The organism is Candidatus Neomarinimicrobiota bacterium (assembly GCA_034716895.1).
GTDB lineage: Bacteria > Fidelibacterota > UBA8477 > UBA8477 > JABMPR01 > JABMPR01.
The window spans coordinates 5562-32247 of the sequence record JAYEKW010000159.1; the positions used below are offsets into that span (position 1 = coordinate 5562).

A 26686-nucleotide genomic window follows, 5' to 3' on the forward strand; every position below is an offset into this window, starting at 1 on the left:
TGAGGGGTAATCACCTCGATCGTTTTAAAGAACCCTATTTTTCCAAGGTCAAAGGCCGGGTTGAGACGTTCTCTGAATCGGAGAAGGCGGCTAATTTCGCCAAGAAATTATTGTCCCAACCGGGAAACACACTGATCTTTGGGATCGGGAATATTGTTGGTAGTGGTTTTGAGATACTGGATGAGTTGAGGAAGTATAGAGTTAAGTAGAAAATGGAAAATAGAAGATAGAAAATGGAAAATAGAAAATAGAAAATAGAAAATGGAAAATAGACGAAACCGCAAAAAGTATTTGAAAAAACATGAAAATCGACTTAACTGCTATAAATATAATATGTTAAGGAAATATGGCGTGTGTTTATAATAATCAACACCTTGCGGCTCTGCGCGCTCTGCCTGCCCGCACGAAGTTATACGCAGGCGGGCGAGAGGTGCTTTTTGCGAGGCCGTCAAAATAGAAAATAGAAGATGGAAGATGGAAGATGGAAAATGGAAAATGGGAAATAGAAAAACTTGCAAGGCGTAGCCGATAGGCGAAGACTTGTAGAAAATAGAAAATGAGCTACCAACCTACAATATTACCGAGGAACACGAGGGCTAGATTTAGCAGCCCCGAAAATCTTTGGGTCATTTTGACAAGCTCAATACGACGCTTGGTGTGTTCGTGTCAAAAAAATATCTGCGCTCTCTACGGACTCTGCCTGCCCGCACGAAGTTATACGCAGGCGGGCGAGGGGCAGTTTTTATGTATAAATCAGGATTTACAGCATGATTGAAATTGCCATTGGATTAGGTATTATCCTTAGTTTGTGGCTCACGGAATGGCTGGGCGTTACAGCAGGTGGCATTATCGTACCCGGCTATATTGCCATGTATCTCCATGACCCGCTGAGAGTTATTGCCACCTTCAGTATCTCTATTCTGGTATTTCTCATCGTCAAAGGTCTTTCACAGTTCCTGTTGATCTACGGCAAACGCCGACTTGTCCTGTCCTTGCTGCTGGGATTTATGTTTGGTTATATCTCCCGAAATTATCTCGCTGTGGAATTCCAGGTCTATGGCTGGGACTTTTATACCATCGGTTATATCATCCCAGGCCTAATTGCTTCGTGGATGGATCGGCAAGGTGTTGTCCGGACAATAAGTGTCATCATCATAACTGCCAGTATTGTCCAATTGGCTGTGATGCTGATCAGCGGAGGAGTGATCCATGTTTAGACCAGCAATCCAACGTGTGGAAGTCCTGGTTGTCATGGCTGTTCTTTCTTTATTGGTGTTTTACACCGCGAGCTCCCTGACTGTCAAGACACAAGAACCAGCCCACGCTGAAAAGATAGCTGCAGCTGAGCGAATGAAGCGAGCCATGCAGATATTGAAAGATGATCGTCTGGAAGAAGCAATCTTTATGGATGATGTAAATGATCCTAACGAAACCGGACTGATCGGACGACAATTCACTTATCTCACAACAGACGAGGGTGACTTGAATGCTAAGATTTCAGTTCTGGATCCCAATCTTGCAGCAATGATGATCGATTATTTGATTCGGGCTGGAGTTAAGCAAGGCGATACAGTAGCTGTCACCCTGACTGGCTCCATGCCAGGTGGTAATCTGGCTGTTTTATCCGCTTTGGAGGAAATGAAGATCACGCCGATCATTATAACCTCAGTGGGGGCTTCACAATGGGGTGCCAATGTTGAAGATTTTACCTGGCTGGATATGGAGACTCTGCTTTATGAGGCAGGCGAAATATCTTTTAGAACCAGAGCAGCTAGTCTGGGGGGTGGTTCAGATATTGGTCGCCGATTGAGCCCCAGAGGTCGTGCACTGATCCAGAAAGCGATTGCCAGAAATGGAGTTGATTCACTCGAGAGTAAGGATCTTGAAGATGCCATTCAACTCAGAATGGATCGTTTTGCCACTATCCTGCCGATTAAAGCTTACAAAGCTTTTCTCAATGTGGGTGGAGGAGCAGCTGTCCTGGGGGATGCCGCTTATGCCAGATTGCTCCAACCAGGTCTGACGACCCGGATGCGGTTTGAATCTATGCGCAATGGCGGGGTCATGGCTAAGTTTGGTCGTGAGGGTGTTCCAATCATTCACGTTCTTAATATTAAGCGTATGTTTGCCGAATTTGACTATCCTTATGCTGCCACTCCGACGCCGGAAATTGGAGTAGGTTCCTTTTATGCCAGTGAACACTACAATCTATATACGACAGCATTAGCCCTCATCATCCTTTTAGCCATGCTGGTCATCGTTGGGTTGAGTAGTAAACGTAAGATCAAACATCATCTGGAAAAGTATGAGCCGGATTCGTATGTTTAAGGAAGAAGTGGTGGGTGGTGAATTGTGAATTGTGAATTGTGAATTGTGAATGGTGAATTGTGAATTGTGGGTGGGGAGTGGTGAATTGTGAATGGTGAATGGTGAGTGGTGAGTGACTAGGGGTATTAGAGAAGATGAAACGACAAATGGCATCGAAATTTAATAATACCGAAAAAGATTTTTTGGTATTTTTTCAAGGGTAAAAAATGAACCGGATCTCCATGTTTAAAATAATGTTAAGTTCAATTCTGCTCGTTGGCAGTGTGATGGCTGACGTGATCAAGCCTGAAGATGCCAGGCAACATCGTGATATCCTCACCGTTTCCGGGAATCGCAGCTCGTATTACATTTTGAAAAATGAATCCCTGGTTTATAAGGTCAAAGGACCACAACGGATCAAAATATATTCACGAGCCGTCCTTACCAGAAAGACCTCAAAATCGAATTCGTTTGAATTTGAGATCCAGCTTAATGGCAATCAACCGCTCCAGGTCAGACATCAACAAAAATGTACCAGCCGTGTAAAGTCACCTCAGCATCCGAATCATTATTTCACAAGAGCTGCCAAGGATTTCATCAGTATTCCGGCTGGGATCAATGAAGTTGTTATTCGGCCAAGAAAAAGATCTGAACCGGTCCTGATCAGGATCCTTCGGGATAAATCAATTTCAGCCGGTAAGAAAAAAAGGATCGATCCACTCTCAGAAGAAGCACCAGTGAAATTGCGTTCAGGAAGCAAATTGTTAAGCTATTACGGGCTACGTAAAGATCATCCTCTGTTTGTAACGCTTGAAGGTCCAGTTATTCTTAATGTTACCAGCCGCTTGGGTTTTGCACCGCAAATGGGGCGGGAAGAAGACTATCGCCTGCAGATCCTGGACAATGGAAAGGTGGTAGGTACCTATTATTTTTCCACCACACGCTCGGATGTTTCTACTGTGATCGGACAAGATGATGTATTGCCAGGCAAATGGCGTAGTTGCAATGTTAAGCTGGGCAAGGGATTGCATGAGATCAAGTTGCGTCTACTGGATACTCAGCGTCAAGTATTTATAAAATTAAAGAAAACTGTCGATAAATAGTGCTGCGTACATTTCTCATAGTACTTCTGATCAGCCAAGCCTTTTCTCAGGGAATTCTCCAAAGGCTGGCAGCCCCCCTGTTTTACGAGATCGGACTGCAGCCCGGATTCCAAAGTAATCCATTCAATTTGTCTGACTTGGAAATAGAAAAGGCAGCCAATGATCCTGATTATCTGGATGATTCTGCCTATTCTTCCAGCAATCTGATTTCGTTGTATGCGAAACTAAAGTGGTCTCCCCGGCTTTTCAAAGGACGCAAGACCCGATTTAATGGACAGGTATTTTATCACTATTACCATGATATTCCTCAACGCACTTACCAAAGCTATTCCATAAATATCAAACAGTCCCTGGGCCAGTATCGCTATCTCAGTGGTGGGTATTGGATCCTGCCGGAGTACTATTTACGCAATTATTTGATCCGTGACCCGGCTACTCAAATAATAGACAGACAGAATTGCAGTTTTGGAACTGACCGACTTTGGCTTGGCTTTGAGCATCGGCTTACCCGCAAGAATCGAATCGAATACCGTTTAAATGTGCGTCAGGAAGTCTATCAGGCTCCCTTCGCCCGCTATGATAAGCAGATGCAGGAGATCGGGTTTAAATTGGCCATTGATCAGTTCAAACCCCTTCGTTTGAACCTTGAACTTCAATATGGTTTTGCCGATAATGACAACCAGATCGATGACAAGGATCGTTCCTTTCGTTACCTGAATCTGAGACCCACGCTTACCCTGCCATTTGGAGGTGATCATCGGATCAGGCTGTCAGGTCGTTATGATCAACGAGCTTATGGCAGCGAACAATTGGATGATCCGCTCCACGCCGGTCGCTACCAGGAGGAATTTCGTCTGGATATTACCTATCTGCCACGTTTCTCAAGTTCCTTCAGAGTGGAACCATTTGCAGGTTATCGAGAACGGCGGGTTGACTCCAGTGATCCTGCAGTGCGTGACCTGAAGTCCTTCTCTCGCTACTGGTTTGGGATCCGTTTGGGTTTTAAATCCGTTATAGACATGTATTATTAATTTCCAGTAAACAAGAGTTACACTATCCCCATGAAAAAAATCCTAACCGTCCTTATTGTCATTTCACTCATATTTAATTTGATAGCTTGTTTGAAACCTGATCCTATTGAAGCTGATCGGTCAGTTGATATTACCCCTGTAGATATTCTGGTGACCACCGGTTTTGCCCGAGATGTAGTGGTTCATGGTGATAAGATCTTCGTGGCTGCTTCCCAGGCCGGCAATCAGATCTGGCAGGATCAGAATGGGGAGGTCAGTAAAATATTTGAGCATCATTTCAGTCTTAACCCGGCTTTGCGCGTATTGGTGGAACCAGAAACGCGGGTTATGTTCAGCTTTGATCGTTACCAGGGTTTCAATAAGTCGTTAAATCTGGAGATGACTGAATTTGATTCAGTTTACATCAAATATCCCCTTTGGCTGCCCGTTTTTGAGTCAGGTTTATTTGGCAGTGGCAGCAATGAAGATTTTGTGGTGAGAAAGATGAATGACAGTCTGGTAGCACTCTACGTTATTGATCGGACATCCAATGATGGGCTAAAACAGTATTATTTCAATCGTCGTTTTAATTCATCACCGGCTTTTCACTATTGGGAACTTAATAATGTCGGTGCTTCCACTGGAGGGATCAATCTGGGTCTGGATCTCAGGGATACGCTGTTGGCAATTTCACATGATGAGCTGGGTGTTGGTTTATACCGTCTTGATGGCGTTGAATTAGACACATTAGCCACCATCGATACGCCAGGTGAGGCCCTGGAAGTTCAATTTTACGAAAATTATCTGCTCAGTGCCAATAATATGGCTGGTATGAGCATCTTTGATCTGGGGGATGGGGGGAACAGCCTGACCCACCTGGCTGATATTGAAGTAGCCGGCTGGGTTAAACAGATCAGTATTTGGAATGACATAGCAGTTCTAGGTTGTGGGGAAAATGGGATATTTCTGGTGGATCTGAGTGATCCGGAACATCCCCGGGTTGATCAGGCCATTGATGCCGGATATACCTATCGTACTTATGTAGCAAACGATATAATCTACGCTGCTACACGTGAGGGGGTTAAACGCTATCGCATAGAAAGCAGATAACCAATGTTTAGATCCATTCAAATATTCATCACCACGCTACTTGCTCTCAATTTTTTGGGAGCAACTGATCTTATCCGACCTAAGCAGGAACTGACCCCTGTGGATGGTGGGATCCAGGTTAAACTTGATTTTCAACATATTTCTGAGACCCAGTGGCGCGATCTGCTGGCCCAGCCCCAATCCTTTCATGAATTTGGTTACGGTGTGGCAGGTGAACCCGGTGAAGCTGCCCTGCCTATGATCACCATGGTAATCCCGGTAACTGTCTCCGGTTCGATCCATGTAACGGCGCTGACTCGCACTGAGATCGCATTGGAAAATCCCGTGTTAAAGTCCAGCCCTGCAGGTCATTTGGACTCAGACCAACAGGCCCGGGAGATCAGGAATTTTGATTGGGGTCAGGCTGTCCGTTCCCAGGATAATGATATAATTTTAGGTGACCTTGTGAACATGCGAGGTCAGCAATTTCTACCCATCACGCTGCATCCCCTGCAATTAGACCCCACTGATCGGTCATTGAGCATTACCAGTACGCTGGAATTCGAGCTTCTCGGTGTCGAGTTAACCGAAACCATTCAAAGAACCGAAGATGGTGGTATTCGATCCATTAGTTTACCGACAGATCAGTTTGCACCCAAAGGCCACTATCTCATCATCACCACTCCAACCTTTGAGTCGTATATCCAATATTTTGCTGACTGGAAACTGCGCCAGGGTTACGAAGTGACCATTGTTAACACGACTACAACTGGTCAATCAGCCTATAATATCAAGGCGTATCTACAGGGAGTCTGGGACACCTGGGAAAGCCGACCCGATTATCTGGTTTTAGTGGGAGATGTTGATCAGGGGCTTCCCGGTCACTATGTCCAGAACCCTGAAGGGGACAATCTGGTCACTGATCATCCCTACGCTCTGTTGGAGGGGGATGATTCCTTTCCGGAATTAATGGTGGGACGACTTTCCGTTGATACCATCTCGGAGTTGATCGCTTTTACTGCCAAGATCGTGGCTTACGAGAGCAACCCGTACATGATCAATACAGATTGGTTCCAACGTGCTTTGATGATCTCCACAACCTGGGGAGCAGCCTCAGCGCAAGCCACCAAAGAATGGGTGGCAGACAAGTTGGTCGAAAATGGCTTTGAGCAGGTCTATACGGCTTATCACCCGGCGCAATCCTCCGCTTCTGCGATTTCCAACCCCATCAACCAGGGTGTGGCTTATGTGAATTATCGTGGTTACGGAATGTATAATGGCTGGTATGGACCAGACTTCACCAACGATAATATTCAAAGTTTGATCCACAATGGTTCCAGAACTCCGGTGATTACTTCAGTGGTGTGCGGTGGCGGTAATTTTGCCTCTTATGTGGATCCCTGCTTTGGCGAAAAATGGACCCGGATCGGCACCATGAACAATCCCAAAGGAGCTGTGGCATTTTTTGGTCCCAGTGAACTGTACACCCATACCCAGTTTAATAATGTTATCGATATCGGGATCTATTCCGGTATCTTTGATCTGGGGTTAACCACACTGGGTGAAGCACTTTGGCATGGTAAATTTGAACTCTGGCGTAATTATCACCAGAATACCTATCTTCCTTTTGGTCATACCCCGGAATTCTATCATTATGTTTACAATCTGTTGGGTGATCCAGGGATGCAGCTATGGACCGATGTCCCGCAATTGCTCAATGTTGAGCATATCGACACACTATCCAGCGGAGATAATGCCCTGGTTGTGAGTGTGACAACAGGTTCAGGAACAGTCATTCCTGGTGCCTATGTTGCTTTGTTTAATGACGAAAATGCCATCGGTGGCTATAGTGATGCCAATGGTCAGATCCAGCTTCCTTTTCAGTCTGGCACAGAATCGGAGATTATGCTCACCGTTACCGGGAAAAATTTATTTCCCTATCTGGTTACTTTACCCATCGTTGCCTCAGATTACCCGCTGTCCTTGAGCGACTGGACCCTATCAGCAGATGGTTCTCTGGTTGCCGGACAGACCGGGGCAATGGATCTGACCCTGGTGAGTAACGGTGTCGAGCTTAATAATGTTACCCTTCGTTTTACAAGTACCACGGCAGGTGTGACGGTTCCGGATATCATCACTATTCCCAACATTCCAGCCGGAAATGTGCATGTGGAGGAGCAAGTAGAGCTCTCTACTGATGCCCATCTGGGACATGCAACTCCTGTCAATATTGCTGTGGAAGTGGCTACAGGCACAGAGATCTGGACCTGGTATCAAACGTTCAGTGTGCAGGCACCTCAAGTGACCATCAGTGCTCTAAATGTGATTGATGGCGCTCTGAATGCCGGAGATTCTGCCGAAGTAGAGATCGAGCTGTTGAATATGGGTGGTGTCCCATCAGATCAGGTCACGGTCATACCCCTGGCACATAACCTGGTGAGCTTTGATCATGGATCCCTGGTCTGTCCTGGTCTGGGAGTAGATGAAAGTGGAGATGTCTCCAATACTTTGAACCTGATCTTCAGCGAGCAGATCTTCCCTGGTGAAAGAATAAAGCTGCATTTTGAATGCATTCAGGCCGGTTTGATTGACACCCTGGAGTTTTGGCTTCAAGTTGGCGAGATCAACCGCTATGGTCCGTCGCAGGTGGATGATTATGGTTATCGGATGTTTGATAATTTTGATCTGGCCTACACCAAAACCCAGGCCTATGAGTGGGTGGAATTAGACCCGGTTCTGGGAGGTTCAGGCAGTCTTATCAACATGCATGATACCTATGAAGAAGGAGATGCCTCCCGGGTCATTGCCTTGCCTTTTGAGGTCAATTATTATGGAGAAAGCTATAACCAGATCACGGTTTGCACCAATGGTTGGGCCGCTTTTGGCAATCAATCAGCAGTGAATTTTCACAACCGTACGATTCCCTCTCCCGTGGGACCTGATGCCATGCTGGCACCTTATTGGGATGATCTGGCCACGAACCCCGGCACTGTTTTGCAGTTGACATCACCAGGTCAGGATCATTTCGTTATTCAGTGGAATCGCATGCGCAATTTGTGGTATCAGACCGATCTGAGTTTTCAGATCATCATCTATAACACCAATGACCATCCCACCGATTCAGGTGATAATGATATCAAGTTCCAATACAAAAGTTATGACAATATTGACCTGCAAGCGAACTTCTCAACCACTGGGATCGAAGCTCCAGATAGCCAGACCGGACTATTGGCATCTTACAATAATATGAATGACCCCAGCATTGGTTATTTGGCAAATCAGACAGCTCTTTTATTTACCACTGATCGTGGTGAACGACTTGCAGACGGCATGGCTGCAGTCAACACTACCAGTTTGAGTTTTACCCAGAACCCTTGGTCCACAGGCAGAGATTCCATTATTATTTCCAACGTAGGTGAGTCACCACTGGCGTATAATATTCACATTAATTCCACTTCGGATTTGATGCTGGCACCTCAGATAATCGTAGATCCCACTATCCATAAAGCAACTCCAGATGAGGTGGCTGATACACCCGGTATTCGCGAGGGTAGTGACGCTTTCGGATATACCTGGAAAAAAAGCATTGATGAGGGTGGACCGGATTACAACTGGGTCGATATTGCCATTCCACCCAATATTTTGAATTACACCGCTGATCCTGATGACAGCAGTATTGGTCCTGTATCATTGGGTTTTGAATTTCCCTATTATGGTGATGTGTATTCAGGGATCCATATTAGCAGCAATGGCACTTTTTCATTCATGAGCAACTATGCTCCCTGGTTAAATACGGTGTTGCCTACTGCTTCAGCCCCGTCAGCTTTGGTTGCTCCGTGGTGGGAGGATCTGAATAATGATGAAGGACCCCAGGGAACCATCTATTTTTGGACCAATAATTACGATCAATGTATCATCACCTGGCAGGATTTCCCCAAATGGGGCACCAGCAACCTGTATACCTTTCAAGTGATCATGGATGCTTTTGGCAAGATCATTTTTCAGTACCAGACCATTGACGGACCAACCACCAGTGCCACGGTTGGAATGCAGAATGCAGCGCGAAACATTGGTTTGCAGATCCATTATAACGAGACCACCACCTTTGCAGCCGAAACGGCCATTTCTATTTTGCCACCCGTCCAGTGGTTTGCTGCTTCAGGTTGGTCAGGTCAGATAGCACCTGGAGCTTCCAGCAGTTTTGTGGTTGATGTGCAAACCCGGAATTTGGATCCCGGACACTACGAGATACCCATGATCCTGACCACCAGTGCCATCAATTTTCCCATGGCTGATCTGCTGGTTTCACTGGATATCATCACGGGACAGCCTCCTGCAGGTGATTTGAATGGTGATTATCTGATAAATATCACTGACTTGATGAGTTTGTTGGATTTTATTCTTGTGCTGGAGGATATGAGTGAAGCACAGTTTATGCTGGCGGATCTATCGGCTGATAACACCGTGGATGTCATCGATGTGATCTTGCTGGTGGAGACGATCCTGGAAAATAATTAACTTGAATGAAACGGGAACTGTAGAGTTCTATCGAAAAAAAGGTACTAAAATAATGCGACTATTAAGCTTGCTTCTGATAACCGGAAGCCTTTTTGCAACTGGGAATTTTTCATGGGTTGAGGATGGCGTTCCAGTTCGCCAGGGAGTGCATATCGAATGGCAGCGTACCGGTGATGTCGGCGCCGCTGGTGAGATGATTTTTGCCTGGTCTGACACTCGCACGGGAGATCGTGATATTTATGTTCAAAAGATCGATACATCGGGGCAATTGCTCTGGGGATCAACCGGTATTAGAGCCACCCCTGTTGATGGCCGACAGGAAGATCCCGTTTTGGTTTCTGATGGAGCTGGTGGCGCTTTTCTGGCCTGGATTGATTACCGTGATGATGAATATGGTGATGTCTATGCTCAGCATCTTGATGAAAATGGAAATTTATCCTGGGATCCGGCCGGTGTGGCTCTGGCTGTGAATGCCGGGTCACAACAGACTGCCAATATGGCTCGGGGTGCTGTTGGATCTGCCTATGTAATTTGGAACGATGGCTCACTTTCAGAATCAGGGGACATCTTTGGGACTGTCCTCAGTCTGGATGGACCTCTGGCCACAGGGGGCACTGATGGTTTTTCACTGGTGAATGCCCCTGGAACCCAAACTGGCCACAGTATTGAAACCAGCGGTAGCGAAGTGGTTGTGGTTTGGCGTGATACACGTGATGTGAATGATCCAAATATCTATGGACAGCGGCTGGATGTGAATTTTACCGGATTATGGGGTGAAAATGGTCGTTTGGTCTGTGGAAATGACGCAGATCAGGTCTATCCGAAGGTTGCTCCGGCAAATGGAAACGCAGTAGTCGTTTCCTGGCTGGATGTTCGCAATAATATTAAAACAGATATATTCTCGCAACTGCTGGATGAAAATGGTGACGAGTTGTGGACCGCAGATGGTCTTCCTGTCACCAACCTCAGTTCAGAGCAGAAGGCTTGCCGGGTAAAGTCGAATGGCATTGACCAGATCTACTATGTCTGGGAAGATTTTCGCAACAACGCTCAAGACCCTGATATATACATGCAGAGTATCAACCTGGCTGGCGTTACCCAGTGGGCTGATGATGGTATTCCCATCGCTGAAGTGACCCTTAAACAGAAACAACCCCGCTTTACTCTGGCTGACGATGGGGGCATGTTCGTGACCTGGCTGGATGAAAGAGCGGGTGGGTTTCCCAAATCAGATATATATCTCCAACATGTTGATCTGGCTGGCAATATCGGGTTTGCCGAGAATGGCTTGGCTTTGACTTCGGGGTATCAATATCAAACAGGTGGTCTGGTTCGTCCGGATGGAGCAGGTGGTGCGCTGGTCCTATGGTCGAATGCCGCTTCAGGTAGTATTGGGCTTACCGGTCAACATGTGAATGCTTCAGGTGCTGAATCATGGGATGCAGATGGTCTGGAATTCTTTTTCGGGATTGATGGCGATGCTGCCAAATTTCAAACCCTCAGTTGGGGTGATGATGCTGCCATGATCTTCTGGGAAGATAATCGGTGGTCTGGAACTGGAGCTGTAGCTATGGCACAAGTTATGGATGGCAGTGCAGGAATCCAATTTGGTCTCGATGGTACCGTACTCTCCGAAAATGAACAACAGCGGAACCCGGTGTTGACCCCTGACAATGCAGGTGGTGCCTATTTGGCCTATACAAATGCATCAACTGGAGCTGAGATTCTGTATGCCCAGCATGTTGATGCTGAACTGCTGCCGACCTGGCCGGGAATTGGCTATCCGGTGAATCCCTCATCCACTTTTGGGGGAATACAACCCCACCTGGTGCAGGGCAATGACGGCTATCTATATTTACTTTGGACCGCTTTTTCTGATTTGTTCGAACTCATAATATATGGCCAGAAATATGATGCTGATGGTGTTGCCCAGTGGGTTGATGGTGGTCTGCCAATGAGTCCTTCAGAGATCGGAGGTGATCAATACATTACAGATGTGATCGCCATGGCCGATGGTTCTATCCTGTTTATATGGGAAGCTCAATTAGGTTATAACAATATCTATGTTTCCAAATTAGCCGGTGATGGCAATCTGATCTGGACCGAAGCGGTAACAGATGCATCAGACTCTCAGGTTGATGCTGTCTCGGCTTATGATGGCTCAAGTAATATGATCACCGTGGGTTGGCAGGATCAACGGAACGTGGCGCTGAGTGGGGTTGATCTGTATGTAGTTACTATTGATACTGATGGGAATGTAGGAACAGAACAATTAGTCAGTAACCGTTTTGGAGATCAAAACGATCTGCAGCTGAGTTTTGCTGATGACAACTCAGGTGTGCTCTATGCTGCCTGGCAGGATTTTAATGGATTTCAGCTGGATGTTTTTACCAAAAACCTTACTACTGATACTGCCGCTGAGCAGATCACAACCCTGCTCACTGATGATAAGAACCCGGCCTTGAAAGCAGTTACAGCTTCACGTTATCTGCTGGCCTGGGAAGACTGGAGTGATGATATCAGCACCGATCTTTACTTCTATGATTCTGAACCAGATAGTCCGGGACATGCTGCAGGCGGTGTACCATTGAGTTTGGCAGCCTTGAGCCAAAAAGAGCCCCAGATCGTCCCTTTCGCAGACAACACATCTGAATCAATGAACTATCTCATCACCTGGTTGGATATGCGCTCATCAGGGAAGACGGAATTAACCAATATTTATAGCCAGGCTTATACTGGCGTAATCACCTCAATTGATCCACCCGTACTGGCTAAGACTTTCAAGCTGGATAGGGCTTTTCCAAATCCTTTTAATGGAGCGGTGACCCTGCCCATCCGGAATGTAGCAGGTCAGCAGTTGACCCTCAGTATCTATGATCTCCAGGGAAGAGAACTCATCCATGAGACCCTGGACTCTGATCCAGGTCTTGACTATGTCTGGAATGGCATGGATATGCATGGAAACTCATTGAGTAGTGGCCTCTATCTCATCTCAGTCAGCTCTGATCAGCAACGTTTTTCACAAAAGATCATGCTGCTTAAGTGATGCTGGTCCATGGCTGAAATAATCAATAAAAACAATCGCTTATTATGCAATTAAGTCAAAATAAACAAGTGTTGTGGGGAAAATAGGTTATGCGAGTATTCATTGGCTTTTGCCTGCTGTTGATTCTGGCACCGTTTCAAGCGGGGGCTCAATCAAACTTGCGGGATTCAGTTATCGATCCACGTTATCATACCTACGAGGAAGTCGTAGCCTATATGGATTCCATTCAGGATATCCCGGCTTATGCTGCCATTCTGGAGGTACGTGAGATCGGCCGTTCAAACAACGAGGATCTGCCTATCTACGCAGTCAAACTGTCTGATAATCCAACTCAGGATGAAGATGAGCCCGCCCTGCTATTTATGGGACAGTGTCACGCCGAGGAAATTCTTGGTCTGGAGATCACCATCGGTCTCATTGACAGTCTTTTGCATGGTTTTGATGCCAATAATCCCCATGTGATGTCCATTCTGGAAAATCTGGAAGTGTGGGCTATCCCAACCTACAATCCAGAAGGGTTGCGAGTGGTCCATGATGGACTGGATGTCAGCTACCGCAAGAATAAGACAGACAACAATAATAATGGCATATTCGATTATGTACCAGGCATCGGTTATGATATCGATGGTGTTGATTTTAACCGGAATTTTAATTTTAACTGGATCTTTGGGGATGAATATGAAGTGGGGGATTATGATTATTACCGTGGTCCATCTCCCTTTTCCGAGTCAGAGGTCAGAGCGGTCGCCGCGTTAGCCAGACAGGAGCAATTCCTGCTTTCAGTGGCCTACCATTCAGCCCGCTCAGGCACACCGGAGATCATTTACTATTCTTGGGAATGGGAAGAAACCAAGCAGCCACCGGATATCGAGATCATGAGTTCCATGGCCAATATTTTAGCGCAGCGGATCATTAATGAATCAGGCGATGGCAATTATTCGGTTACTCCTGGCAAGACTCCTCGGGGAAATGCCCATGATTGGTTCTATACCCAGACCGGTTCTATTCAATTTCTTATGGAGGTGGGTACCAATAACCTGCAACCCAATGCGGCCATTATTGATGATACGGTCGAACGTAATCTGGAAGGTATTTTTTATCTGATGGACCGGGCTTTTGGCCGTGCTCCTGAAAGTAAGGCTATGATCACCGGTATTGTGACAGATGCCTCAGATGGTTTTGCCCTGGAGGGCGCTCAGATCCGTTTGGCAAAATTGGCTGCAGATTGGAGTCTGACTGAATTAGAAGGACTGATGATGCAGCCTCGGGTCACAGATGGTTTTGGGCGGTACCGCCGTCTGGTCAATCAGGGAACTTATCGGGTGATAGCTTCTGCTCCAGGGTTTGGTGCTGATACCATCCCTGCTGTTTTTACCAGTGATAGTTATGCCACCATTCTGGATTTTAGTCTTGAACCCATGACAATCCGCCAGATCGACCTGGATCTCACCCAATCAACAGGGATCGATGCCTATGAAGTGATTGTTTGGGATGAAACTCAGCGAGATACGCTAACCATGGCTCCTGGAGTGAACCGTTTTGATTGGCAGGGGAATGAGCTTTTCCTTGGAGTGTCTGCAGAGGGATATTTCCCTGAGAACCATCACTTCGATCTGTCAAATGCTACGACTTTTACACTTACTGTCACTTTACCGGCTGAACCGGTCACAGCTTACAGCACTGGTTTTGATGATCTGACGGACTGGAATATTACCTCCGGTTCGTGGGCAACCACCGCTGGAAAACTGGTCTCACAACCCGATCTGTTCTATGCTGCCGGATTGGATATGGAAATTACCCTGCCCAATATCAATCTGGATGTTTTTCCCGATGCTCAGCGTTTGGGAGTGGTTCTGAAACATGCCTATGAAGTTGAATGGCATCTGGATACACTTGCCCTGGAGTTGTGGACAGCAGATGAATCGGAGTTACTCATCAGTCAAACCTGGGTTGATCAAAATTTTAAAGATCATACCGAAACTTTTTTTATCCATGGATCTATTCCCGTATCCGGACTGTTGAAATTGCAGATGAAAACAGATTCAACTGTAGGCTTTAGAGGTTGGCAGATCGATTCCCTCGCGCTCTTTTTATCAGAATCTGAATTTGTCGGGATCGATCCGGTTGAAAAGGAGCGGAATACCCCAGGCTTCAGTCAGGATGCTGAGCTAAGCGCTACGCTGTCACCAAATCCGCTTCAAAAGCAAACCGAGCTGAATTTTACAGTGCCCAACTCAGGTATGGGTCAGATCCAGGTCTTTGATATCCGGGGTCGTGAAATATATCAGGAGCATATTTACTTTAACGCCGGAGCCAACTCCTGGATCTGGCTGGGGCAGGATCTGTCCGGGCATTCGGTAAGTAAAGGAATCTATTTTCTCCGGCTCACTGGAACGCAACAAACTATAACCCGTAAGCTGATGGTAATTGACAAGTTCTGAGGAATGATGCGAATTGAACATCAGAAGTGCAGTAAAAAACAACAAGGCTTGGTTGCGCTATATCATGCTTAACGTGACACTAGGTCCCCTTTTGAGCTTGTCACGGCGTAGTAAAACGAAGATGGAAGAGGATACAGGGGTGAGTTTGAACTGCAACGTTGGAAGCACAATAAGTACACTAGCAAAAAAAGGTTAAAACGATATGCTGAAAAGTTTTCTTAAGATTGGTTCGATCATCCTGTTCACTGCGATGATGCTTTCTGCAGCCGGACCTCTGGCTTTCAAAGATCTGTTGCAAAACTATCCAACTGTTGCAGATCGTTATGCCTGGGATTCATATCAACGTGGTCATTTCCTGGTCATTGGAGCCGATGCAGCCCTTACCAATCCATTCCTTGATTCCTTTCGCATTTTTAAAGAGCGACAAGGGTTTCGAGTAAATATGGTGCCGCTGTCAGAGACCGGTAGTAACAGTTCTGACATCCGCAGTTACATCGCTGATTATTATGCCACGCATGACCTGGAATACGTCTTGCTCATTGGCGATGTGAATGGTGCCTATGCTTTACCAACCTTCAGCTATGGCCCTGAAAATGATGTGACTGATCTACCCTATGTATTGATCGAGGGAGGTGGAGATGATTTCTTCCCGGAAGCATTTATCGGTCGCTGGCCCGTGGATACAGCCCAGGATCTGGTCAAAGTGATCACTCGCACCATCACTTATGCCCAAACTCCGGATGTGGAATCAGGTTATCTGGAAAGAGCCTTGGTCACTGCTGGAAACTATGCGGACACCGGCACTATTCTGACTCCAGTCTGGACTTCCTATTGGCTGAGAGATGAATTGGATGAATTTGGATATTCTCAGGTTGATACCGTGTTTTTTCCACCAGTAACCGGACCGGAACAGATCATGGCAGCCTGGAACGCTGGAGTGGGAGTTGTGAACTATCGCGGTTGGGGTGACGCCCATGGTTGGCATTTTCCTCATTTCCATGTCAGTGATTTTGATGATGGTGATCTGACCAACGGCAACAAACTTCCCATTGTATTCAGTTTTGTCTGCGGGACTGGTAAATTTGACAGCTCAATTGACCCGGCCTTTTGTGAGGCTTTGCTGACCCAGGGCAGTATTGCTATTCCAACCGGTGCTGTGGCAGTTGTGGCACCTTCAGATCTTCACACTCGCACCAAATTCAACAATGCCCTTAACAGCAAATTATGGGATGCCCTCATGGAAGGTCGTGCCCATGAGCTGGCACCGGCTTTATTAGCTTCAAAATTCGGTTTTCTGGATGAATTTGTCAACGAACTGGATCCGGGCGAAATGGCTGAATTCTATTATCACACCTATAATATCATGGGTGACCCCAGCCTGCCGGTGTGGCTGCTTACACCAGAAAGTATCGATGTAGTGCCCGCCGATCTTGGCTCAGTCAGTTGGGATGATGGCCTGATCACGTTGCATCGGCCGGATTTACCTCAGGGTGTTTTCGCTTTACGCCAAAATGATGCTATCATTGGATCCGGTTGCTGGACAGATGGACAGATCAGGATCTATCGCTATGATGGTGCGGCTTTTTATGATGAGAACAATCCAGAGGTACCGCTTGAGATAACCTTGAACAGTCCAGGTCATTTACCAGTGACCATGGAGATCACTCCTGCTGCTGGCAATGGAGTGGTCTTTAACGGTATGGAGGAAGGGCTACACGTCGGTATGAGTACCTGGACCCCTCAACTACACAATTATGGCAACTCGACCCAGACGGTAACGCTGAATCTGAGTACACCGGATGGGTCCTATACAGCTTCTGCCGGGAGTATTACCCTACCTGCCGGAGCCACCCTGAGTATGAATAGTCTGTCAGCACCAGTGATTCAATTGATAGATCGTGAGATCCTCATTGATCTGGAAATTGATGGCAATGGTTCATCAGTGGCTATCCCGATCCAGACAGTTGCTCCTGCTGTGGGAGTCAATTTTATCAACACACCCAGACCTCTGCCTGATGCGGATTTCAGTCTTGAGCTGAATGGCAGTTTTCTGGGGATGGGCGCTACTGGAACAACGATCCATATCGATCTTAGCAGTCCTGCTGATTTTGTAACTCTGGAGGATGTGTCAGGGACTGCCGTGTTAACCGCTGAAGGCAATCTGATGTTTTCAGATGACAGCTTCAGTGGATCGCTTGCTCAAGTAGCCCATGGAAGTCGCCTGCCCCTGTATTTTAGTTTTACCCTGGGCGATCAGGTCGAACCCTTTTATGAGAAACGGATTACGGTTATTGTGGGTGCTATCAGCAGCACAGATCCCACGCCACCCACCTTAAATGAGGGATACTGGGCTTATGATAATACTGATACAGAATATCCTGAACTGCCCACCTATGCCTGGCAGGATCTCTCTGTTGAAGCTGGCGCCCAACACTACAGTTTGAGCGATGATGATCATGAGGTCATAGCGTTACCCTTCAACTTCACTTATTATGATATCGATTATGATCTAATGACCATTAACTCTAATGGCTGGGCTGCTTTTGGATCAGATTATATCAATTATTTCCGAAATTGGTCCATCCCCATGCCCCTGGGACCGGATGCCATGCTGGCTCCTTTCTGGGATGATCTTGACAATGATACGCTGGTCAATGGCCAGGAAGTCGGTCGTCCAATTGACATGTACACCTTTCATGATCAGGTTAATCAGCAATTTATAATAGAGTGGCATGAGGTTTGGAATGGCTTTGGAGATCGTAGTTTTCTGGAAACATTTCAGATCATTCTCCATGATCCAGCCGCTTTTGTTGCTGCTGATGGTAATGGTGTTATTGAATTTCAGTATTTTGAAGTGAACGATGTAGATCAGATCAACAACTATAGTACGGTGGGTATCGAATCACCTGATCAGAACGACGGAGTCATGTACGTTTATGCCAGAAACTACGCCCCTGGCGCTGCCGATCTGGTGGCGGGTCGGATCATTCGGTTTACAACCAATCCGCCTGAATTCTATGTTCAGCCCATAGCCGTAGATGCTGAACGTCCCCTTTCGTTTACCGTGGGTGCAGCTTATCCCAATCCCTTCAATGGAGTAACCACAATTCCATATACGCTTCTGGAACAAGGTCAGGTGACCCTGGAAGTCTATGATTTGCGCGGCCGAAAACTATTAAGTCGGAATATTGCACAGCTCAATAGTGGAACCTATCACTTCACCCTTAATACTGAAGGATTATCATCGGCTGTGTATCTGGTGAGAATTGCTGTGGGTGGTGAATATCACATCCAGAAGATCACCCTGCTGAAATAGCGAATTTCCTCTCGCCCGCCTGCGTATAAATGGTATAACTTTGTGCGGGCAGGCAAAGGCGCAGAGCGTTGTATTGAGTTCATCGAAATGACGCAGAGTCTTTCTAAGTCTGCCGTTTCACGAAGACAAAAGTGTGTGTTTTGAAATTCAATGGGTATTATGTCGATATACATGTTTTGCGTCTTTGCGACCCCGTAGGGGTGTGGCAATCCCCGAGTTCACGCCTGCCTTTTATCAAATTGTTAGATTGCTTGCGTTCCACGACCTAAGCCCTCAGGCTATATTCTTCGAATTAGGGGAATTATTGAAAGGTAGATCATGTATAAAAATATTCGGACCATCATCATCTCATTCACTTTGGCAGGTAGCCTTTTTGCGGCCGACAATCCTGGCACTGATCAGACTCACCTCATGCTTAGATCCTTTGATGAGAACCATTCAGTATTAGCAACTGTAACTCCAGAATATTCAATGGGTAAAGTCACCTACGCCAGTGGTAGTTATGATCATCTGGTAACTGAGATGGACGGTCAGATCCGTTTGGTTGGCGCTCCTGATCTACCCTCAACTACAACCCTTTTGGCAGTCCCCGCAACCGGCGAACTGCAAACTGATTATTCCTATAATAGCATACATGTTGAAACCAACGTAACCCTGGCTCCTTTTCAGCCGGTTCAACTGGAAACAGACCGCACCGGTTCCAGCTTTCAATTGGATCGTGAGATCTATGAGCGCGATGCCTGGTTTCCGGAAATTCCGGTCATTGTGCATGATCGAATCACCATGCGTGACCTGAATCTGGTCACCATCGAAGTAACCCCCTTTCAATACAACCCGGTTCGTAAAGAATTACGTGTTTATGAGGGTCTTGAAGTAACCGTAAATCATACTGAACCCCTCATCGCCCCGGATCAACCCATTTCAAGATATTTTGAACCGATCTATCAAAATCTGGTTCCCAATTCAACCCTGGTTCTTGAGCCGAATTACCAAACCCCTTCAGTCCTTTTTATCCACCCTAATAACGCCGCTGTAATCGCTTTGCTACAGAATCTGGCCAACTGGCGCCACGAAAAAGGTTTTGAAGTTCATCTGGCTAACACCTCAGACATTGGCACCTCAAATTCCAACATCAAAAGCTATATCCAGACCGCCTACGATACCTGGGACAATCCTCCTGAATTTGTTGTGTTGGTGGGTGATGCTGGTGGGTCATACAATATCCCAACCTGGACTGAAAGCTGGTCGGGCTACAATGGTGAAGGAGATCATCCCTATGTCCATTTAGCCGGTTCTGACTATGTTTCTGATGCTTTCATCGGACGGCTTCCTTTTAATACAACAACGGAATTTGCCAATATCATTTCCAAGATCATGAATTACGAAAAATTTCCAGCCATGACAGACCCAACCTGGTTTACCCGGTCCCTGCTGGTGGGTGATCAATCTTCATCCGGTCTTTCAACCATTATGATCAATCATAACATTAACGAGTTGATGGAGTATCGAGGATATCATGACAACATTGAGGTCTACAATGGATCCTTTGTGAGTGGTATCCAGAATGGGATCAATGCAGGTGTTTCCTATTTCAATTATCGTGGCTACCTCGGTATGAGTGGCTGGGGAAATAGTAACACCTCCAACCTGATGAACGGTCCCCGTCTGCCCTTTGTAACTATTTTGACCTGTGGTACTGGTGGCTTCACCGGAGATGCACGTTCTGAAAAATTTCTGAAGGTTGGCTCAAGTGCCAATCCCAAAGGGGCTATTGCAGCTGTTGGAACGGCCACCTCAGGTACGCACACACTCTATAACAACTGCGTTTCAATGGGGATGTACCACAGCCTTTTTGCTGAGGATCTGTTCTATGCAGGAGTAGTTCTAGAACGTGGGCGACTTAGCTTGAATTCAACCTACCCCAGCACTTCCGGAAATTATGTCCAGATCTTCAGCCACTGGAATAACCTCATGGGGGATCCCTCGTTAGAGTTGTGGACCGGTGTACCTCAGGAGCTTACGGTAGATGCCCCAACTGATATTCCAGTAGATGTGCAATACTTTGATGTCACCGTGACAAATGCATTTGATCTAGGAGTTGAAGGTGCCTGGGTCACCTTGACCGGACTTGATGTTCTGGTGTCAGGCTATTCTGATGAAGATGGCGTAGTCGCTTTGGAATTGCCGGCGGAACTACCTGCGGAGTTAACCCTTACCGTGACCAAGCATAATCATATCCCCCTCCAATCAACCGTCACTGTGGGTAATGATAATTTTGCTGTGTTGATCGATACATCTGCATTTAATGAATTTACCGGAAATGGTGATGGCGTGCTTAATCCGGGTGAAATGGGTCTGCTCGAATGGAGCTTCTCCAATCACTCTGCTGCCACTGTCTATGATATTTTAATTGATGTACAGGCTGAAGATGGCATGGCCATCCCGCTGGATATTGATAGTCTGGTGGCCGGTGAATCTGTCTCGATTAATACCGATGACTACCATTTCGAGGTCTGGAGTGGATATCCTTCCATCGGTCGCTATGATATCAAGTTCTATGTTGAAGCAGATGGATCAGGCTATACTGACCACAGACGCTTTGAGGTTTATGCTCCATTTATGCAGATCAATGAAGTCGGTGAGACCGGCGCTCCACCCTATTCATTTGATCCAGGTGAGATTTCGGATCTGGTTTTGTTCTGTGAAAATGTGGGCACGCTTGGCAGCAGCAACCTGCATGCTGTACTGCATTGTAATGATCCCAATGTGGAAATCCTCGATTCAACTGCTGTTTTCACCGATGCTGAACCGGGAGCGTTAAGTAACAACTCGGCCTCCAGCTTTCAAGTGAATATTAACACTCAGGTGACTGTAGGAGTGCAGATCCCGTTTCAAGTGGAGTTTTTTGATGATCTGAGCGACTTTAGCTTTGTCAGTAAAGCCTTTCTATTACCCATTGGCACACCAGGTGCCGGTGATCCAACTGGACCTGATGCTGGCGGCTATTTTTGTTATAGTGATGAGGATCTGGCCTATGCTTTGGCTCCGGTGTATGATTGGATCGAGATCGTTCCCGGCATGAGTGCCTACGTTGGTACATTGGTTCCTCTGACAGATAATAATGAAAATCAAGAGGATATCGATCTTGTGAACCTGCCGTTTGATTTTGGTTTTTATGGCATCGATTACAACCAGATCTCCATTTGCTCCAATGGCTATATAGCGTTGGGAGAGAGTGAAATCGCTCTTTTTCGCAACTACCCCATGCCCAGTCCCCTGGGACCGAATCCCATGATTGCCGCTTTCTGGGATAACCTGGTTATGGGTGGTGGAGATGTTTACACTTACTTCAATGCATCTGAACATTATTTCGTTATTGAATACCATAATATGCAGAACGACTATAGTAATTCGACTGAGAAATTTGAGGTCATTTTATATGATCCGGACTATTATGGTAGTACTGACGGTAATGGAGATATCAAGATCCAATACCATACCTATAATAATAATAATGATGTTGGTGTTGGCTGGGGAAGTTCCGCTCACGGCCAATACTCTACCACAGGTCTAAAAGATCATACTGGTTTAGTTGGTCTGCAGTATACCTATAATAACAGTTGGGCTGAAACTGCCCATGTATTGGGCGATGGATCTGCTCTGTTATTCACTACCCGCACCGATGCTGTTTTGCCTTGTCCTGGTTGGGCTCGCGGTGACATCAACCATGATGGCTATCGCAATGTCCAGGATCTGATCATCTTGGTCAATACCATTTTAGGTCAGACCACTATCGGAGAATGTGAATTCTGGGCTGCAGATATGTCCCTGGACTCCACCATTTCAGTAGGGGATGTGGTGTTGCTGGTTGATAATATCCTGGGTAGTGAGCTGACTCGTCCCACTTCAAATACTACAGGTCAAGCTGACTTTATCCTGGAGTCCGGCAGTCTTGTGTTACGCGGATCCAAACCGGCTGAGGCATTTGCGTTTACAGTACGTGCTGATGTCCTACCCACTCTTTTGAACCATGCTGGGCTCACGATGGTAAGCAGAATTGACGGTGATGAGTTGAGGGTTCTCGGCTACTGGATGGAAGCAGCACCAACTGAAATTGAACTACTCACATTTGAGGGCAACGGTCTTGAGATCACATATCCGGAAGCTGCAGATGCCTCAGGTGCGCTTATGAAAACAGCTGTGGTCAGGATTCCAGAAACCTTTGCAGTGACTGCAGTTTACCCGAATCCTTTCAACCCCACTGTGAATATTTCCTATAACCTGCCGGAAGCCAATGAAGTATCCATTCGTATTTTCAATGCTCTGGGACAAACCGTAAGTTTTTCCAGTTCACAAATGCCAGCCGGTGAGCATGTCTATAGCTGGCAGGGTGTAGATGCATCAGACCGTCTGGTAAGTTCGGGGATATATTTTGCCAGAATTGCCACAGCAGATTCACAACAAATGGTGAAACTAACCCTTCTGCGTTAGACGTAGGGGCCATTTAGAACAGGGGATCGCCGTATGAATAAAAACCTTTTACTTGTTGAAGATGATGCTGAGATCATCAGCCTGCTTAAAGAAGGTCTCAGATATGAAGGGTTTGAACTAACCATATCTCGTGATGGTGATAGTGGTTTGGAAAAAGCACGCCAGGGAGACTATGGTCTCATCCTCATGGATTGGATGCTACCGGAGATAGCTGGCATTGATGTGGTTCGTGCGCTTCATACAGATAATATTCATACTCCAGTGATCATGCTGACAGCCAGACACGATGAATTGGATAAGGTCGAAGCACTGGAAGCCGGCTGTGATGACTATATCACCAAACCATTCAGCATTAAGGAATTGGTGGCTCGGATCAACGCCGTGATGCGTCGCGCAGCCTCACATATCCAGGATGATGAAGGAGCAGCTCGCAATATCAGTAAGGGTGACCTGGAGATCGATCTGGAAAAACGGTTGGTCAGGATCAGAGGTTCTGAAATTCAGCTCACTGCCACAGAATTCAACTTACTGACCCTTTTGATCCGTCAACCGGGTAGGGTTTACAGCCGTAAACAGCTTCTGGACATTGTGTGGGACTATTCCTTTGAGGGTTATGAGAACACTGTGAATACCCATGTAAATCGTCTGCGTTCCAAGATCGAAAAGAACCCCAACAAACCAGAGTACGTCCTAACGGTATGGGGCGTTGGTTATAAATTTTCAGACGAGATAGGCAACTAAGCACTTCAGATGGTCGAGATCCGCCGCATACCCCTGCACCGCACATTGACCTTTAAGGTCTCACTGGCACTGATCCTGTTTTTTGTGATCAATGGTGTTCTGCTGGTACTATGGAATCAGGCTGATCTGCTAAATGAGATGGAAATTGAAATTCAGACAACCTATCGCCACACAGCAATGGAGATCTCAAACGAGCTGAATAATATTAAAACCGACACTGAAGACCTGTCGGTTTTTTTTGATTCCATCGCGTTTAACTATCCCGGCATGGAGCTTTTTCTGGTTTCACCTGATGGCGAGATCCAGGAGCACGGCAGCTATGTCCCCTCAACACTGATACAACATACAGTTTCCACTGATATACTTGACTCATTTATTAAAGCTGATACCAGCGACTATCCGATTGAGATTCCAATTCCCACATCTAGTGACCTGGATTTCGTGTTTTCAGCAGCAGCAGTTGGCTCTGCCACGAATCCAGAAGCTTACGTGTTGGTCACCATGTTGGAAGGTGGGGAGGATGTACAGATAAGTTGGTGGGAGGAATATGGAGTCCTGCTCACACGTGCCATTTTATTTAGTTTGATAATAGCCGGTTTTGCCGGAGTTTTGTTCTGGTATTTCCTGACCAGACGGATCGATCGGGTTGCTCACGCTGTCCAAAGCTATCGTGCTGGAGACAATGGTTTTGTTCTGGATGACCAGTCCAGCGATGAAATTGGTCATGTGGCCATGCATGTCGGTGATATGATGGAACGTATTGATGCCATGTTTGAAGAATTGGGTCGCAAGGAGCAGATGCGCACAGAATTGTTGGCTTCAGTCAGTCATGAATTGCAAACACCCCTCACGGTCATGCAGGGCAATATCGAAACCCTGGTGGAACACAGAGCCAAGATGACCGAAGCTGATCTCAGTCAAAAACTAGGTGCAGTCTACACCCAGGTTCGTCACATGAGTGCGCTCATTGATGACATGTTTGACGTGGCCATCCTTGAAACCGGGCAGATGAAGATCAACCCTGAGCCTTTTCCTATGGTGGAATTGGTGGAGGATGTCCTGCAGAGTTATGCTTTACTCATAGATCAGGCTCAACTCACCATTGAACGAGACTTTGCCGACAGTATCCAAACTGTCAACGCCGATCCGCTGCGGATTCGTCAGGTCATCCGAAACCTGTTAAGCAATGCTATTAAATTTTCACAACCGGGTGGTAAGATCAAGATCTCCACTGTGGTCAAACAAAATGAAATGCTGACCTTTCGCATCGAGGATGCCGGTATCGGAATTGCTGAAGAGGATATGGGAAAAATCTTTGATAGCTTTTACCGTTCCAAACAGCATTTGAACCGACAGATAAAGGGAACTGGTCTGGGCTTACATATTTGTCAGCATATCCTGAAGCTGCATGACACCGGTCTCAAAGTAAAGAGTCGCCCTGATGTCGGCAGTACTTTTTCGTTCGATCTTAAGCTATACAAAGAAGTTGTAACCATTTAAATATTTCACGTTCTAAACCCCTGTATTAACCAGAAAAGGAAAAATATGATGACTCAAGAAGTCACTACGGATAGTGGCCTAAAAATTATTGATCTGGAAGTTGGGACCGGAAAATCACCTCTCAGCGGGCAGGGTGTGGTCGTTCATTATACAGGCACTCTGGAAGATGGTACCAAGTTTGACAGCTCGGTTGATCGGGACAAACCGTTTCATTTTACCATCGGTATTGGCCGGGTGATTCAGGGTTGGGATGAAGGGGTTATGTCCATGAAAGTTGGTGGTAAACGCCGACTCATTATTCCCTCCGAGCTGGGGTACGGATCACGGGGAGCAGGTGGGGTTATTCCTCCAGATGCGACCTTGATCTTTGACGTTGAGCTTCTGGAAATTCGATAATCAGCCACCAATATACCCATGTGACCCAGAGTACAGGGGTGAGGATTCCAAATGACTTCTGAAGATCTAAAAGATATCCTGTCTGACCATCTCTTGACGCTGCTCTATTTTTCAACTCCTGCCTGCAATGTCTGCAAAGTGTTGAGACCGAAAGTGGAAACCCTCCTGTCTGAAGAACCCCCCTGGCATTTTCAGTACATAAATACTGAAGAATCCATGGAAATTGCTGGACAGAACCTAATATTTACAGTTCCCACCTTGTTACTTATGGCTGAGGGTCGTGAGATTACTCGCCTTAGTCGTCACTTTGGGATGCACGAGCTGGAAGCACCAGTCCGGCGCTATGCCCAATTGTTCAACCAGTTTCCGGAGGAGAGTGGCGGCTAAATTGATCTCAGGTTGTCTCCGTTCCTGAAACCGGTTTGACTCACTTTATTCGCTTAAAACAGGTCTGCTGAGATTGCTGGGATCTGGTCCTGCTGGTGTTTGGCTCGTTTGATTCTTGATTGCCTCGATCTCATCAAAACGATACAGCTTTCCTTTACCGATTCCCTCACATTCCTCACAGGTGATCTTCCAACGATAGGAGGATTTTAAGTTGACTTTCCAGAAAGGGTACGTGCGGCATTGACTGGGTCTGGCGTCATAGATGGTACAGCCCTTTTCACCATAAAAGATGCAATTGTCTCCATCATTCTTGAAGACATACTGGTCTTTATGCATTTCCA

General features: G+C 46.4%; 15 protein-coding genes and 1 pseudogene. 15 read left to right on the forward strand and 1 reads right to left on the reverse strand.

The genetic code is table 11. From position 1 onward, the window contains the following. The 15 genes and pseudogenes from U9Q77_09915 to U9Q77_09985 all read left to right on the forward strand — a co-directional run. A partial coding sequence (locus U9Q77_09915; GenBank protein ID MEA3287673.1) for a hypothetical protein occupies positions 1 to 209 on the forward strand: 209 nt, incomplete at its 5' end. A gap of 558 nt (positions 210 to 767) precedes the next feature. Further along, a complete protein-coding gene (gene pgsC / locus U9Q77_09920; GenBank protein ID MEA3287674.1) occupies positions 768 to 1217 on the forward strand; it encodes a poly-gamma-glutamate biosynthesis protein PgsC in 450 nt (149 codons plus the stop codon). Continuing rightward, positions 1210 to 2328: a poly-gamma-glutamate system protein gene (pgsW, locus tag U9Q77_09925; protein MEA3287675.1), complete on the forward strand. Its 1119-nt coding sequence runs from the start codon at positions 1210 to 1212 to the stop codon at positions 2326 to 2328. The genes pgsC and pgsW overlap by 8 nt, the downstream gene beginning before the upstream one ends. A 221-nt stretch (positions 2329 to 2549) precedes the next feature. Further along, complete coding sequence (locus U9Q77_09930) at positions 2550 to 3410, forward strand: hypothetical protein (protein ID MEA3287676.1); 861 nt, start codon at positions 2550 to 2552, stop codon at positions 3408 to 3410. Beyond that, complete coding sequence (locus U9Q77_09935) at positions 3410 to 4441, forward strand: hypothetical protein (GenBank protein ID MEA3287677.1); 1032 nt, start codon at positions 3410 to 3412, stop codon at positions 4439 to 4441. Before U9Q77_09930 ends, U9Q77_09935 begins: the two co-directional genes overlap by 1 nt. Before the next feature lie 30 nt (positions 4442 to 4471). After that, the gene (locus tag U9Q77_09940) at positions 4472 to 5530 is read left to right on the forward strand and encodes a hypothetical protein (protein ID MEA3287678.1); all 1059 of its coding nucleotides are present in this window, start codon (positions 4472 to 4474) and stop codon (positions 5528 to 5530) included. A gap of 3 nt (positions 5531 to 5533) precedes the next feature. Continuing rightward, entirely contained in the window at positions 5534 to 10027 is a 4494-nt protein-coding gene (locus tag U9Q77_09945; GenBank protein ID MEA3287679.1) for a C25 family cysteine peptidase, read from the forward strand. A gap of 52 nt (positions 10028 to 10079) precedes the next feature. After that, positions 10080 to 13073, forward strand: coding sequence for a T9SS type A sorting domain-containing protein (locus tag U9Q77_09950; GenBank protein ID MEA3287680.1), 2994 nt, complete (start codon positions 10080 to 10082; stop codon positions 13071 to 13073). Between the two features lie 89 nt (positions 13074 to 13162). Then, on the forward strand, positions 13163 to 15514 hold the full coding sequence (locus tag U9Q77_09955; protein ID MEA3287681.1) for a M14 family zinc carboxypeptidase: 2352 nt from the start codon (positions 13163 to 13165) through the stop codon (positions 15512 to 15514). A 202-nt stretch (positions 15515 to 15716) separates the two neighbouring features. Next, the gene (locus tag U9Q77_09960; protein MEA3287682.1) at positions 15717 to 18830 is read left to right on the forward strand and encodes a C25 family cysteine peptidase; all 3114 of its coding nucleotides are present in this window, start codon (positions 15717 to 15719) and stop codon (positions 18828 to 18830) included. A 318-nt stretch (positions 18831 to 19148) separates the two neighbouring features. Beyond that, entirely contained in the window at positions 19149 to 23321 is a 4173-nt protein-coding gene (locus tag U9Q77_09965) for a C25 family cysteine peptidase (protein MEA3287683.1), read from the forward strand. Positions 23322 to 23354: 33 nt separating this feature from the next. After that, on the forward strand, positions 23355 to 24062 hold the full coding sequence (locus U9Q77_09970) for a response regulator transcription factor (protein ID MEA3287684.1): 708 nt from the start codon (positions 23355 to 23357) through the stop codon (positions 24060 to 24062). A gap of 9 nt (positions 24063 to 24071) precedes the next feature. Further along, positions 24072 to 25562, forward strand: a complete 1491-nt coding sequence (locus U9Q77_09975; protein ID MEA3287685.1) for a HAMP domain-containing sensor histidine kinase — start codon at positions 24072 to 24074, stop codon at positions 25560 to 25562. Between the two features lie 24 nt (positions 25563 to 25586). After that, positions 25587 to 25958: pseudogene (locus U9Q77_09980) on the forward strand (FKBP-type peptidyl-prolyl cis-trans isomerase). Positions 25959 to 26009: 51 nt separating this feature from the next. Next, on the forward strand, positions 26010 to 26345 hold the full coding sequence (locus U9Q77_09985; protein ID MEA3287686.1) for a thioredoxin family protein: 336 nt from the start codon (positions 26010 to 26012) through the stop codon (positions 26343 to 26345). 45 nt (positions 26346 to 26390) lie between these two features. Here the strand turns inward: U9Q77_09985 and U9Q77_09990 are convergent. Then, the coding region (locus U9Q77_09990; protein MEA3287687.1) for a YkgJ family cysteine cluster protein at positions 26391 to 26686 on the reverse strand (296 nt) is incomplete at its 5' end.